Consider the following 13,245-nt stretch of genomic DNA (forward strand, 5'->3'; position numbering starts at 1 on the left):
TTTAGCCATAAGTCATGTTCTGATTGTCTGAATTTTCATTTACCTGAAATAATATAACTGTTTATATATACAGTGTGTTATTGTATTTTAATATTCAAAACAATAAAGGATTAATGATGTTAAGTGATTTCGATCCAGCAGCGCCAAACGATTTTGACTTTATTATTGGCCACTGGAATGTAGTACACCGCCGTTTGAAGCGTATTCTAGATGACTGTAATGAATGGGTTGAATTTAAAGGGGATTCTGCCACGGTTAAAACATTAGGTGGATTCGGCAATGTTGAAGATAACCATCTACACTACCCTGACGCCAGCGTGAGGGCGAAGGCCATTCGCTCTTATAACCCAGAGACGAAAGCGTGGTCAATTTGGTGGTTAGATGGGCGTAATCCTCACGCATTAGATGCGCCCGTTATTGGCAGTTTTGTCGATGGTATTGGCCATTTTTACGCCCAAGACACATTGCAAGGCGAGCCTATCAAAGTCAGGTTTATTTGGAATGCAACTCATCCGCATAGACCGACATGGGAGCAGGCTTTTTCTAAAGACAATGGCGAGACATGGGAAACGAACTGGCGTATGGTATTCACGAAATGCGCTTAGTCACTATGAATCTGGTTGTGCCCTAGCAACATACATTAAAGGAGATATACTGTGTTTATTATTCAATTGAAATTTTCAGATAATAGGTCGCGGGCAAAGGATCATATGGCAGGCCATAAAATGTGGCTCGAAACATGGTTTGAAAAAGGCGTATTTATCCTCTCTGGCAGTCTTCAATCCTGTGCTGGGGGTGGGATCATCGCCACTGATATTACGCGAGATGCATTGGAAAGGATTATTGCCGAAGACCCATTTGTAATAGAGCAGATTGTTGTGCCTGAGATCATAGAGTTAACCCCCTCCAAATGTGATGCGCGTTTATCCTTTTTAATCGACTAAGCGTCGCATGAATACAAGGCGTACACTACGCTAATTGATATTGCCCAACGTGCAACCAGTTTGGTGCGGCGTTGGGTTATACTCAATTTTACTGCCATAACCATTTATCTTAGTCATAATATGAAAGTACATTATCTTGAAATCGTTTCGCTGGATGTTGACCTCGTTTGTGAGAGCTACGAGCTCGCACATGGCGTTAACTTTTCACCGAGTGATCCACTACTGGGCGGGGCAAAAACATGTGTCTTAGCTGATGGGTGCATCATTGGTGTTCGAGCACCGTTACGTGAGAATGAAGCGCCAGTGATACGTCCATATTGGTTGGTTGAAAATATTGAACAAGCTGTATTAGAGGTTCAATCTAAAGGGGCTGAAATCGCGGTCGCACCGCTAGACATACCTAGCAAAGGCCTATTCGCAATATACATTTTAGGCGGTGTAGAGCAAGGGTTGTGGCAACTTTAGGGTGAGTTGCACACATGGCTTAGTGAGGGCAATGTGCCGAGGCTCATGACGCCCAATAATAGCGCGAAAAATGCGGATGTTTTAACGAGCTATCAACTGTGTGTGATTAGCGACCATGGGGAGCGTACTAGAAACTTGAACATGCGTTACGAGGTTGGCAGTGTTATTTTGAAAATAGCACCATTTGAGCTTGAATTTGTCACACTTATTTCTCCACCAAGTTGATTTACTGCACTTTTAGCAATTGCTAAACCCAGCCCTATGCCGCCAGTTTTTCTTGTACGGCTATCATCTAACCGAGCGTACGGGATGAAGACGGTGTCGTAATCTTCAATTGGGATACCTTCACCGTCGTCTTCTATGGTAATTTCAATTGATGTCGTAATTCTACATACTTTCAGAGTGACGCTTTTTTGTGCATGTTGAACAGCATTTTTTAATACGTTATCAATGATTAACCGAAGGTTAGCCGCGTTATAATCTACGGTTATTTCTTCGGTGAAGTTCACATCGACACAAATTGTTTCGTTCAGTGACAGCTTCGAGACTCTGCACGTGACAAAATGGTTTAGACTAAACGCTTCTCCTTGCTCTGTGCTTGCTTGAATATTCAATTTTGAAAATTGGATAACTTGAGAACATAGTTCGTCTATATCGGTGATGTATTGGTCAATATTATCGATTAAGGCTAATTGTTCTTTGCTAGTGGACTTATTTCTTAGAATGCCAGTGGCTAGCTGTATTCTACTCAGTGGCGTCCTAAGCTCATGTGGCACTGCCTGCGCGAAAATTTGACTTTCATTTACTTTGGCAGACAAAGATAACGCCATGTTATTAAAAGTTTTTGCCAATAAGGTGAGGGGTTCGGATAAAGGCTTTACTTGTGTTTTCAAATTACCTTTACCAATCTGATAGCTCATATGATTGAGATGATCTATTTCTTTTTGAAGCTTCCGGATAGGGAGATATAACACGAGGCCAATGACCACCACAATCACTATCAATAGAATGAGCATGGAGTACGCTTCAATATCGAAAGTCTCTGAGTGCAGGCCATGATAAAAACCCTCAGATTTGGATAATTTATCTTTAATAACTAACTGAGCAGATGTGTTTGCTATTGCGTGAATTGACACTAACTCACCTGTATTAAACTCATAGACGTCAATGCCTTTATGCTTGGTTAAGTAAAAGCAGTCACTGCATGATTGTTCGATGCTCGTAGAGTCCAACCACTCAATATCAAAAGGGTATAGTTCGCTATTGAGATTGTTATAGAACACGCTGGCTTGGACTTTGTCCGCTTTCCTTTGATTCTCCAATAGGTTCATGACGAATAGGGTGTCGGCTACAAAGTCCTCAAGTGCATCATGTTCATTCCATTTATCTAAAATAAAAAAAGTCAGAAAAACACTTGTGAAGATTGCCAGAAACAGAGCGCCATATATCCGAGTAAAGTAGGGTGAAATTGAACTATTCATTGACTAGCATGTACCCTTTGTTACGTATTGTCTTGATGATTTTATATGGTGGTTTTTCGTCATTGAATTTTTTTCTAAGTCCTGATATACGCATATCTATTGAGCGATCGGAGATATCATAACTGATACCTCTGAGTGCTTTAATACAATCTTCCCGTGATACTACTTGTCCTTTTTTACTTGCTAAAAGCGTTAATAAATCAAATTCAGAAGTCGTTAAATCGATAGTTTCATCATTCAATGTGACCGACAAGGTGTCACTATTGATGGCTACTGTATTTGATAAAATATGAACTGTTTTTTCTGAATTGGTATTTGTTCTGCGTAATAAAGCTTCTATTCTTGCTGACATTATATGAGGCTTTGCGGGCTTTCTTAGGTAGTCGTCAGCCCCCAATTTTAGCAAACTTACCTCACTAATTTCGTCCTCTCTTGCGGTTAGCACGATAATAGGGCCAGAGTAAAATGCGCGAGCCTCTTTGCAAATATCAAACCCATCTACCCCTGGTAGCATTAAATCTAATAAAACGAGATCGGGTGTTAATGCTTTAATTGTAGAGACAGCCTCACTACCATGATCCACAATTGTCGTTTGATAGCCCTCACTCTGAAGGTACATTTCGGTCAAGCGAGCAATTTCTTTATCATCTTCAATAATTAATATATGCATAGTTTAAAACGGCAGGAAAATAGTAGTTAACATTGTACTGATTATAGCGAATTTTTTAGCCGTGCTTACAAACGCTTACAAACCACCTGCTTGCTTACATAGGCTTACCCCGTGGTGAAAAGGAGTCTTGTAAGATCCCTCTTGAATGTCAGCAAGAGGACAACCCATGAAACCTGCTTATTTTAATTTTTTCTTACTCATACCCACTCTTTCAATTTTAATGGGGTGTAATTCGAGTTCAACCTCAGAGGTAGCGGCAGTCAAATCTGCAACAACCGAAACAGCGACGATAAAGACTGAGAATAGCGGTTCTAAAGGACTTTCCGCACAGACTTTGGCGTTAGGAATAAGCGAACTACCTGCCACACTTAAAGAGACTTACACCGAAGCTCTGCACTTTAATAGATATACCAAAGTGGACACGCCGAATGGTATGGCAATACATATTGTTGCTCAGAATCAAGTTACCGATAATCAAATTGTTCGGGCACGCTCTATTTTAATGCACTTTTTAGCGCCTTTACCTGGGTCTGAGTATGGTGCAGATAAAGGCGCCGTGGCGAATAAAATGTCTGAAAACGGTGCTGTTTTGATGTTGTTAAATGGGGTGGATGATGGCACTAATAAAGCTGCTGAACTCGACGGTCAACCTTTGTACTATGGCGAAATACAAGTAGAAGGACATCCATGGTACATTGAACAAGATTATACGCATCGAGATGCCTCTTTTGAGGAGATCCTTCACCTTGTTCATGACTATGGTATTGGTGTAGATCACAATGCCACTTTCATTGGCGCTTTGCCTTCATTCCAAGCTGAAATTAGAGCAGCTCAGGTCGATGCCTTGTCAAATAACTTATGGGGAATGGGCGCTCCGGAGTGGATAGCTGAACTCTCGGCAGAGAATAGCCTTTCTCAAGAATATCTAGCCGCTGTTATTGATGTTTACTATGGCTTGTGGGGCGCAAATACCGAACATGTAACAACTGGCATGTATGATATATATGTTGCTAAAGTTCGAGGTGATATAGCCAATGAAGATGCGTCCGGTGCACTGTTGCTCGACAATAAATTCTTCTCTCCTTTTTTAACCTATAACGCGAGAATAGACGAGGGTTTTATCGGTGACTTTAGTCTGCGCTTAAACACTGATTTACCTTATTCTCATCACGCCCAGTATTTGAAAGATGTTACGCTGACAGGGACCAATAATAGCAACGTGATTGTTAACCAGCTAGACAATAACATTACAGGCAACGCTGGAGAGAATACGGTGATATTTTCTGGCCCCTCTTCAGAATATCTCGTTACTAATGAAAATGACCGCGTAATTGTTCAAGATATGCGGGATAATCGAGATGGAGAGAATACACTGACGATGATAGAAAAATTGAAATTTTCAGATACAACAATCGATGTCCCTAGCAACTAATGTAATGTGTATACTGATTGGTTGTCCTAAAAGTAGGAGGTAGGTAACCATACAACTGCTGTGCGCATATAAGTTTCCTATCAGGGAAGGCATTGAGGGATGAAAATAAAAGCTACCTGTCGAAGTAGCTTTTATTGGTATTCAAAAGTATGAGGTCAGCTAAGGCTATTCTGCTTCGTAAACTTCGACGCCCACTTTACCTTCTGGTGCATTAAAACATCGAGAGTAGTAGGTGCTACCTTCTTCAACAACTACCTCCGCCGACGGGAAAGCGTAGGTATTCCCTGTGAAGCAATAAAATGTAATGACGTATCTGCCGGGTAGCAAATTCATTTTTACTGGGTAGCCCGCCATTGCTCCGCCAACGCTTTTCGTTTTTTTGTCGCTCGCGTCTCTGCTGGTATTTCTAACACTAGCAATACCAGGCGTGAATACCGAGTTTTTTGTACTCGGTCTAATCTTGGCCACGAGATCGTCACTGAGCTTTTTGTTCTTATAGTTTTTATAGGTGCTTAAGTTTGCACATGATGTTACGGCGAGTGCCATCAATGCCGTAGTAAGCACTTTTACTAACAATTTCACGTTTAATTCTACCTTATATATAAATAATCGTTGTGGAAGGTTGGCATTGTGAACTATCCCAGCCGAGTTCTGCTGGCGCCACTTTTATGCTGCTGTAAGATAGCGAAGGGTAAGCATCAGAAAGGGATGCCTCGAGACCTTGTGTTGAGTCGTTGACAGAAATATCAAACTTCAATTCACCAATTTCTGATACCCATTCTTTGAACGTTATTTCTCCAAAGTAGTATACCCCTTGCGATGATGCTTGCAGCGGGATGACTGGGCCGCCACATGCACTCGCAAAAATATTGCTTTCTCCTCCTTGGGAGTCGTGTACGTGGCTCGCAGAAGCGATGACACTCACAATAGATCGTGTCGCCAATTTGAATTTGAAAATGGCAATATGATCTTTTGTCATGATGGTCGAGCCAGAAGAAAGAGGCACCACGGGATCAGTATACGTACCGTCACGTCTCTTATGTCGCTCATGTATATAGAAGCTTTTTTCAGTGTTGCTCGAATCTGCGTCCGATTCACGTACTTTAATAATACCGATCGCATAGCCTTTTTCAATTGGCTTATTCAGATCGGAATCTTGAAGTTGTGAGACGGTTGTTTTGCAACCAGCTAATAGCAGCAGTATTAAAAGTAATACTGAATTTAATAATATTTTCATGTTTTACATATACTGGTTTAAAAGTGTCCAAGCTGACACCGTTTTTTCAATCTCTACACCGCAATTGTTATTTTCTGTATCTTTTATCATTTCGATAGAATCCGCTCTCTCATTGATAAATGTACAGAACACCTCTCCCGATGAATCAGCTACTTTAAATGTATCTTCAGACAAGAAGCCTTCGCTGTCATTCAGCGTTACACGGAAGTATCCATCCAACTTTGAAACTGGCAAAACATAGACTGAGGAGAAATCCTTAATGGGCATCGAAAAGTCATCGTTAATTGAAATAGACAGTTCTTTTCGATCTTTATATTTGCTGAGTTTTGATGTGTCGATATATATTTTATTGGCGTTACTTAAATAGTGGTTTGCTAGTTCCACAGTTTTGTCGTTCACTTTGTCAAGATCAGAGCTCAAGAGCAGCGTTTCGATGTGTTTTTTTAAGTTTTTTTCGTAGTAACCCAATCTAGGGCTGTGAAGACTAAATAAATTGAAGTGTGCAGCGGCTTCTATAGCTGGTGAGTCATTCTTTATTGCATCATTGACTAGCATCCAAGTTAACGATTTATAGCCAGAAGCGATGCCTTTATCTAGGAGCGTCATTGAATAGGTGCGACTTTTATCAAGCTCTTCCTGCTTGTCTGAATTTGCGAAATGTAAAGCTGCTATTTCAGTTGCCCACTGATTCCCCTTTGATGCTGCTTCATCAAGCATTTTTAACGCTTGGTCGCTATTTCTATCGATAAGAAAGTTAGCAGCCGCCGCCTCTAGTTCACCTTTTTGGAAAGCAGCCGTATAATTTTCGATGGCTTTACCACGGCTAGCGCCATGCTTTCCAATTCCTTTGTCATAGATATAGCCCATACCTAAATAACCAACACCATTTTCCTTTTCTTTCAACTCTATACATGCATCTATACTGTAATCTTGAACTGGAGAAGGGTATTGAAAAACGCCGCGACAAAAATGTGCTTTACTCTCTATATTGAAAGCGTCACTTCTTGGTTCGCTTTTCGATGGCCAAGAAAATACTCTTTTTCTGTCTGGTGTTATGGCATTGTGAATATAGAATTTCTCACCATCTTTGATGTTTATTTCACCCTCAAAATCAGATGATGATGACTGTAACGATATTCTGTATTTGTACTCGCCAGCTGGAAGCTTAATCTTTCTTTTTTTGGATTTTGGTATTTTGATGGTTTCGTATACACCATGAATGCTCTTTTTCTTAATTTCTTCAAAGTAAGCGTGCGCAGGGAATTCAACAACACCTTGACCTAAAGCAGTGAAAGAGGCGCCCATTAAAGCGATTGAGGAGAGTGTTTTGTACATTTTAATCCATTTTATTGCAACAAAATAGGCCTTATAATAACAGAAATAAAATTAAAGGAACATAAAATTAAATATTGAGAATGGCTGGTTAAAATTACTGTTTTTGTATTATTACTTTTAACAGTTTTGGTTGTTAATTGACCATTTCAATCATGTTTTACACCTTGGTATTGGCATGTTTCTCAGTCAGGATTGATGTTGCGCTATGCCACCTGCTTTTTGTTTTATTTTTAATCGGCTTTTAGAAGGGAATATGGTCTTTATAATTATAAATTCTTTTTCTACATAGTCTTACCTGTCTACAAATGTAACGGGTTTATATTTTATATTCATGCAAGTCAAGTTGTTTAAATCTCTAATCACCTTCTTATATAAAGTAAATTTCGTATCACACTAAATCAGTATAGATTAAGTCACAGACAGTGATACGCCACTCTCTATTACTCAAAAAATCTCGTTATAATGTCTGAATCACTCCACATTTATTGCACAAGTCTATGGCATAAATTCTGCGGATAAACCTGATCTTGGCTCGCTCAAAAGGAAGTGACTATTGCATACTTATCAATATGTTGAATCTAAGCAAGTTTGTACTGTGAATGCTTTTAGGGCGTTGTAGTCACTCAGTCTGTGACGAACATAATGGGTATGTCATTTAAAACCAGTGCGAGTGGCACAATCTGTGGTGTATTACCTTACGGGGAAGCAGTGTTGTTCACTGTGGCGTCTAGTATATGTTGAATTGGGGGAAGTGCGCACGGGATCGACGTATTTTGACACATCATTTATGGCATGAATGATGGCTATGGTTTAGAGAGTGTAGTCACCATAACAATAGAATCAATTTTTATTCTATTGTGATAGCCAAAGCCGCGACCTCGTCGCGGCTTTTTTTGTCTTTGGCTGTTGTCCATCAGTTCTATAGATCCAAGCAGACAGACAAAGCCTTAAAGTCCTATTCTGCCATTATTTTGTCTTTTAGAACCGTGCACAGGGGGTACGGAACTTCATTTGGCAATAGCGCCTTAGCGGACTCTAGTTGATGATTGTCTATGTGTCCTTTTATTGTTGTGGCAAGCTCTGTCACGTCGGTGACGTTTTGGACCCACTGATGCACATATAAGTCTACCGCTTCGCTAGAGAGCCCGATTTGAATTGCACGATGCGCAAGTGGTTGTAGGAATATGTCGCGCTCCGGATCCCACTGAATCCGAACGGGTGTACTATTTTTTAGTTTTAACCAGGCTGCTTTATCTGTGAATTCCTTCGCTTGATGGCTTAAAAGACTATGATTAAGTGCCCACTCGAATCCTTCTCTACTGATATCAATCGCCAGAATTCGATTTTGACCAGCGTCTTTTTGCGCCCAACCAGAACGATACATCATCCAAAGAAATGAAGGCTTAATCCAAGTCATTCGCTCCATTTTAAAAGGCGGCGAAATAAACGTACCATGGGCAAGTGTGGAGTTGGCAATCGCGTCGTTGTAAGCTTGGTAAACACGAATGGTTTGTTTGTCATAAACGGCACGGATCTGCCGATTTGGAAAAGTCATTTATTTTTTTATTCTCTATTGATTAGACGTTACTTATGTTTGTTGGGTTACGGGCATTATTACTGATTGCTTGAGTACGAGCAACTGAGAGGGCTTTGATTTTTCATAAAATTTAATGGGTATGTCTGTTTTGGCACGTAACTAAGTAACTCAATCTATCTATGTAACAATAGTAAAGGGTCATGGACAATGATGAGAGAAGTGGGTGAAGGTGATGTTTTATATGTCGAATTCATGAGCTTGCTGGTGTATTTCCTTTAGAAGTTTGCTTAACGCTTCTTATTGTATTAGAACAAAAAATTGACTGATTGAGCTCCATTTAGGAGGGCACATTACAAGTGCTTATTTTAATCCATTTTTAAATTTTTGAGTTTCCAATTGTATGTGTTTTATACAGTGGCCTTGAAAAATGACAGAGATATAAAACAAGTGGATCCGAAAGGCTCAAAGATTATGATATAGAATGAGATAAAAAATAAACGGTGCTCTTAATATAGCAATTCGTCTTTTTCTCCCAATATAAATTTAAAAGTATTTTATATGAAAGGCTATTATTTGATTCTCACTCTGTTAAGTTTTTTATACCATGCGATGCATTGTTAACCTGGCTATTGAACAATGGTTTGGGTATTTAGTCTTTTTAACATGACAGTGTCAAACCAAGTAATTCAATTTTCCTAGCTCGATGTGCTTTTATCAGCGCTTGCCCTAATAAAGTTTATTTTAGTTGATGGCCACAGAAAACAAATCAAGCATGGATACATTGCAGTGATTGGGACTCTGACAGAGAGTGTGTAAAGCTATATAAGCAATTGTCTATTAGAGTGAATTTAAATAAAAATAACCAAGGCTAGTCAATATATAGGTTTAAAATGCCAATAAAAGAAGTACAAAGAATTATACGTGTCGACCATGCTGGGGAGCGAGGTGCGATCTGCATCTACAGGGCACAGCGCTTTATTGCTCGTTTGTTGTATAAAGATTTGGTAAAACAACTCGATGAGATGTTGGCGCATGAAAAACAGCACTGCGATACATTTAACACCTGGCTCAGAGTAAATAATGTTAGGCACTGTTACGCACTTTGGCTTTGGTCATTGGGCGGGTATTTACTGGGTGGGGTTACGGCTCTAATGGGTAAAAAAGCAATATGGGTATGTACTCAAGCAGTTGAATCTACAGTACTGCACCATCTAGAGAGACAACTAGCATACTTGGAAGTGCATGACCAAAGTGCATTTCAGGCAGTAATGAGTATTAAAAAAGACGAAGAAGAGCATTTAAATTTTGGTATTGAACTTGGTTCAAACTCAATCTTATATCTACCAATACGGCTAGTGGTAAAATCATCAACTAAGTTTGCTATTTGGTTGTCAACTAGATTATAAAGTAATGATAGGCTGAATTTTATTCGATTGACTATGCGTGACAGGAACAGCCTCTTCGAATAACATTACAGTTTGAATAAATTATATTTTTAGCCGTGTTGTTTTTAATTTTTAACGATTAGCGCACAGTCTAGTAGTAATCACAGCTCGGTTTTTTCAGTAATGTTGCTGGGGGATATTAATTTACTCTTTTACCTTGCGTTGATTGTTAAATAAAAAGCCGAAGTACAAAGACTTCGGCTTTTATAAGGTGGGATTAGTCTAGACCTCTGTTACGCAATAGCGCGTCTGTGGTTGGTTTCCTACCTCTAAAGCCTTCATACGCTTCAAAGTAATCTAGCGTGTCGCCACGGCTGTAGATAAATTGGTACAAGCGTTCTGCGGTTTCTGGATCAAAAATGTCTTTCTTCTCTAGGAAAGCGTCGAAGCCATCTGCATCTAAGATTTCAGACCACATGTAAGCATAGTAAGCAGATGAATAACCGCCTGCAAAAATATGCCCAAAGTGTGTACTACGGTGTCGCATGATGATTTCTTCAGGCTTGCCGTACTCAGTTAAAATCTTGTTCTCGAATGCGCGCACATCGAGATCTTTTACATCGGTCATTTGGTGATATGCCATATCTACAAGTGCAGATGCGGTAAATTCAACCGTTGCAAACCCTTGGTTGAAAGTACCTGCTTGTTTGATACGCTCAAGTAGCGCTTCAGGCATTGGTTCATTCGTTTTATAATGAAGCGCGAATTTTTTAAGCATTTCAGGTTGAGCGATGAAATGTTCAAATAGTTGCGCAGGGAACTCTACCCAGTCACGTGGTACGCTTGTACCTGCTAGCGTCGGGTAAGTAACATTTGAAAGTAGGCCGTGTAGTGCGTGTCCAAACTCATGGAATAAAGTAACCGCGTCTGAGTAGCTCATTAACGTCGGCTCACCTTCAGCAGGTTTGTTTAGATTCATATTGTTTAGAATTAATGGCTTAACATCACCAGCGAGCTTCTGCTGTGTGCGGAATGAGCTCATCCAAGCACCAGAGCGTTTTGTTGAGCGTGCATAGTAGTCGCCATAGAACAAGCCAATTGCCTTGCCAGCTTTATCTTGCACTTCCCAAACACGTACAACTGGATTGTATACTGGGATGTCTGTACGCTCGACAAACTTCAGACCGAATAAGCGTTCCGCTGTGTAGAACTGTGCTTCGATCATATTATTCAGCTCGAAGTACTCTGCGATTTGGCCTTGGTCTAGGTCAAATTTCGCTTTACGTACTTTCTCAGCGTAATAGCGCCAATCCCAAGGCTCAAGTTCATGAGTGACCCCTTCAGCGGCCATTAGCTCTTTAATCCATTCACGTTCTTGCTCTGCTTTCTCAACAGCTGGTTCCCAAACTTTCAATAATAGGTCCATTGCTGTTTCCGGCGTACTTGCCATTGAATTGCTGAGCACGTATTCAGAATGATGTTTATATCCTAAAAGTTGAGCACGTTTTGCGCGCAGCTCTACGATTTCGGCAATGATAGCTTTGTTATCAAATTCGTTGTCATTGTCGCCACGGTTTGCCCATCCTTTGAACGCTTTCTCACGCAGATCACGTCTGTCAGAGAATTGTAAGAAAGGCTGTACACTTGAGCGGTTAAGTGTAATGACGTATTTACCTGGTAGATCTCTTGCTGTCGCTGCCGCCGCTGCCGCGTCGCGTTGTGCTTGTGGTAGACCAGCGAGATCAGATTCTTCTAGCACTAAAGTGAAGGCGCGAGAGTCGTTTAGTGAGTTCTGACCAAATTCAGTCGTCAGTGCTGAAATACGCTCGTTAATTTTTGCAAACTCGGCACGTTGCTCGCCTGTTAGCTGTGCACCTGAGCGAACAAAGCTGTTGTAAACACGTTCAAGTAAACGCGTTTGCTCAGCGTTCAAAAGTGCCGAACCACGGTTTTCATATACCTTAGCAACACGTTTGAATAACGCTTCATTCATGCGAATTTCGTTGCGATGACGCGTTAACAGTGGAGAAACTTCTCTCTGCAACTTTTGCATCTGATCGTTTGATTCAGTGTTTGATAAGTTAAAGAATACCGCAGAAACACGTGAAAGTGTTGAACCCGCTAATTCCATTGCCGCGATAGTGTTGTCAAAGTCAGCAGGGCGTTCGTTTTCAGTAATTGCATCAATTTCTTTTTTATGTTCTACGATGGCTTGATTGAACGCAGGTAAGAAGTGTGCTGTTTTAATTTGACCAAGAGGTGGAGCACCGAATGGTGTATTCCACTCTTGGAAGAATGGGTTTTGTTTGATGTCACTGCTTGATGCTTCTGCAACAGTTTTTTCTGCAGTAGTCGCTTGTTGCTCTTCAGGCGCTTTCGAACAGCCCGTAAATAAAACGGCTGCTGATATTGCCAAAGCTAGATGAGTTTTTCTTAGCACTGGGTATCCCCTAATAGAATTGGTGTAATGTTATAATATACTTGTATCTGAAATGATACCTAACAAAACTTGCAATATGTGGGTGCTTGTCGCAAAAAAGTCACTGTTGAGCTTAAAAATCTGCAAACTGGGCTTGTTTTTTGGGGATTTATCCTAGTTTTAGGGAGATTTTAAATAACCTCATCAGCTAACAGTACCATCATGTGTTGTCATTTTTAATAGGTTTGTTCACAAAATCACTCCGTTTTATTGCATAAAGTCGACTTAAACAATTTATTGGACTATTTAACTTATCAATACGTATCACAGGTTCAATATT

At 40.3% G+C, this 13,245-nt stretch carries 13 protein-coding genes; 6 read left to right on the top strand and 7 right to left on the bottom strand.

Features of this window, described 5'->3' with window-relative positions; translation table 11 throughout:
- The first annotated feature begins 113 nt into the window (after window positions 1–113).
- The 3 genes from L1286_RS16800 to L1286_RS16810 all read left to right on the top strand — a co-directional run bounded on the left by L1286_RS16800 (window position 114) and on the right by L1286_RS16810 (window position 1,409).
- On the top strand, window positions 114–605 hold the full coding sequence (locus L1286_RS16800; protein WP_235408201.1) for a DUF1579 domain-containing protein: 492 nt from the start codon (window positions 114–116) through the stop codon (window positions 603–605).
- 105 nt (window positions 606–710) lie between these two features.
- Entirely contained in the window at window positions 711–944 is a 234-nt protein-coding gene (locus L1286_RS16805; RefSeq protein WP_235408202.1) for a YciI family protein, read from the top strand.
- 120 nt (window positions 945–1,064) lie between these two features.
- Window positions 1,065–1,409, top strand: coding sequence for a VOC family protein (locus tag L1286_RS16810; protein ID WP_235408203.1), 345 nt, complete (start codon window positions 1,065–1,067; stop codon window positions 1,407–1,409).
- 146 nt (window positions 1,410–1,555) lie between these two features.
- Here L1286_RS16810 and L1286_RS16815 read toward each other — a convergent pair whose 3' ends face one another.
- Window positions 1,556–2,890 carry a sensor histidine kinase gene (locus L1286_RS16815; protein WP_235408204.1) on the bottom strand — a complete coding sequence of 445 codons (1,335 nt, stop codon included), beginning with the start codon at window positions 2,888–2,890 and terminating at the stop codon, window positions 1,556–1,558.
- Window positions 2,883–3,560: a response regulator transcription factor gene (locus L1286_RS16820; protein WP_235408205.1), complete on the bottom strand. Its 678-nt coding sequence runs from the start codon at window positions 3,558–3,560 to the stop codon at window positions 2,883–2,885. The genes L1286_RS16815 and L1286_RS16820 overlap by 8 nt, the downstream gene beginning before the upstream one ends.
- A 166-nt stretch (window positions 3,561–3,726) precedes the next feature.
- Between L1286_RS16820 and L1286_RS16825 the strand changes: the two genes are divergently transcribed.
- Entirely contained in the window at window positions 3,727–4,992 is a 1,266-nt protein-coding gene (locus tag L1286_RS16825) for a hypothetical protein (protein ID WP_235408206.1), read from the top strand.
- A 165-nt stretch (window positions 4,993–5,157) separates the two neighbouring features.
- Here L1286_RS16825 and L1286_RS16830 read toward each other — a convergent pair whose 3' ends face one another.
- The 4 genes from L1286_RS16830 to L1286_RS16845 all read right to left on the bottom strand — a co-directional run bounded on the left by L1286_RS16830 (window position 5,158) and on the right by L1286_RS16845 (window position 9,119).
- Entirely contained in the window at window positions 5,158–5,574 is a 417-nt protein-coding gene (locus L1286_RS16830; protein ID WP_235408207.1) for a hypothetical protein, read from the bottom strand.
- Window positions 5,575–5,587: 13 nt separating this feature from the next.
- Window positions 5,588–6,229, bottom strand: coding sequence for a hypothetical protein (locus L1286_RS16835; protein ID WP_235408208.1), 642 nt, complete (start codon window positions 6,227–6,229; stop codon window positions 5,588–5,590).
- A 3-nt stretch (window positions 6,230–6,232) separates the two neighbouring features.
- Window positions 6,233–7,564 carry a hypothetical protein gene (locus tag L1286_RS16840; RefSeq protein WP_235408209.1) on the bottom strand — a complete coding sequence of 444 codons (1,332 nt, stop codon included), beginning with the start codon at window positions 7,562–7,564 and terminating at the stop codon, window positions 6,233–6,235.
- A 955-nt stretch (window positions 7,565–8,519) separates the two neighbouring features.
- Window positions 8,520–9,119 (bottom strand): DUF4291 domain-containing protein, encoded by a 600-nt coding sequence (locus L1286_RS16845; protein ID WP_235408210.1) that lies wholly within the window; start codon window positions 9,117–9,119, stop codon window positions 8,520–8,522.
- A gap of 687 nt (window positions 9,120–9,806) precedes the next feature.
- Here L1286_RS16845 and L1286_RS24315 point away from each other — a divergent pair.
- A complete protein-coding gene (locus L1286_RS24315) occupies window positions 9,807–9,917 on the top strand; it encodes a hypothetical protein (protein ID WP_442961739.1) in 111 nt (36 codons plus the stop codon).
- A gap of 74 nt (window positions 9,918–9,991) precedes the next feature.
- Window positions 9,992–10,507, top strand: coding sequence for a demethoxyubiquinone hydroxylase family protein (locus L1286_RS16850; protein WP_235408211.1), 516 nt, complete (start codon window positions 9,992–9,994; stop codon window positions 10,505–10,507).
- Window positions 10,508–10,763: 256 nt separating this feature from the next.
- On the opposite strand, the gene L1286_RS16855 is transcribed toward L1286_RS16850, so the two are convergent.
- The gene (locus L1286_RS16855; protein ID WP_235408212.1) at window positions 10,764–12,926 is read right to left on the bottom strand and encodes a M3 family metallopeptidase; all 2,163 of its coding nucleotides are present in this window, start codon (window positions 12,924–12,926) and stop codon (window positions 10,764–10,766) included.
- Window positions 12,927–13,245: the final 319 nt, after the last annotated feature.

The organism is Pseudoalteromonas sp. SMS1 (assembly GCF_021530565.1).
Taxonomy (GTDB): Bacteria; Pseudomonadota; Gammaproteobacteria; order Enterobacterales; family Alteromonadaceae; genus Pseudoalteromonas.

What these genes read in the sequence shown, in the direction of transcription:
- L1286_RS16815 (WP_235408204.1), bottom strand. Translation starts at nt 2,890, where the DNA reads ATGAATAGTTCAATTTCACCCTACTTTACTCGGATATATGGCGCTCTG.
- L1286_RS16820 (WP_235408205.1), bottom strand. Translation starts at nt 3,560, where the DNA reads ATGCATATATTAATTATTGAAGATGATAAAGAAATTGCTCGCTTGACC.
- L1286_RS16850 (WP_235408211.1), top strand. Translation starts at nt 9,992, where the DNA reads ATGCCAATAAAAGAAGTACAAAGAATTATACGTGTCGACCATGCTGGG.
- L1286_RS16800 (WP_235408201.1), top strand. Translation starts at nt 114, where the DNA reads ATGATGTTAAGTGATTTCGATCCAGCAGCGCCAAACGATTTTGACTTT.
- L1286_RS16805 (WP_235408202.1), top strand. Translation starts at nt 711, where the DNA reads ATGGCAGGCCATAAAATGTGGCTCGAAACATGGTTTGAAAAAGGCGTA.
- L1286_RS16845 (WP_235408210.1), bottom strand. Translation starts at nt 9,119, where the DNA reads ATGACTTTTCCAAATCGGCAGATCCGTGCCGTTTATGACAAACAAACC.
- L1286_RS16825 (WP_235408206.1), top strand. Translation starts at nt 3,727, where the DNA reads ATGAAACCTGCTTATTTTAATTTTTTCTTACTCATACCCACTCTTTCA.
- L1286_RS16810 (WP_235408203.1), top strand. Translation starts at nt 1,065, where the DNA reads ATGAAAGTACATTATCTTGAAATCGTTTCGCTGGATGTTGACCTCGTT.
- L1286_RS16840 (WP_235408209.1), bottom strand. Translation starts at nt 7,564, where the DNA reads ATGTACAAAACACTCTCCTCAATCGCTTTAATGGGCGCCTCTTTCACT.
- L1286_RS16835 (WP_235408208.1), bottom strand. Translation starts at nt 6,229, where the DNA reads ATGAAAATATTATTAAATTCAGTATTACTTTTAATACTGCTGCTATTA.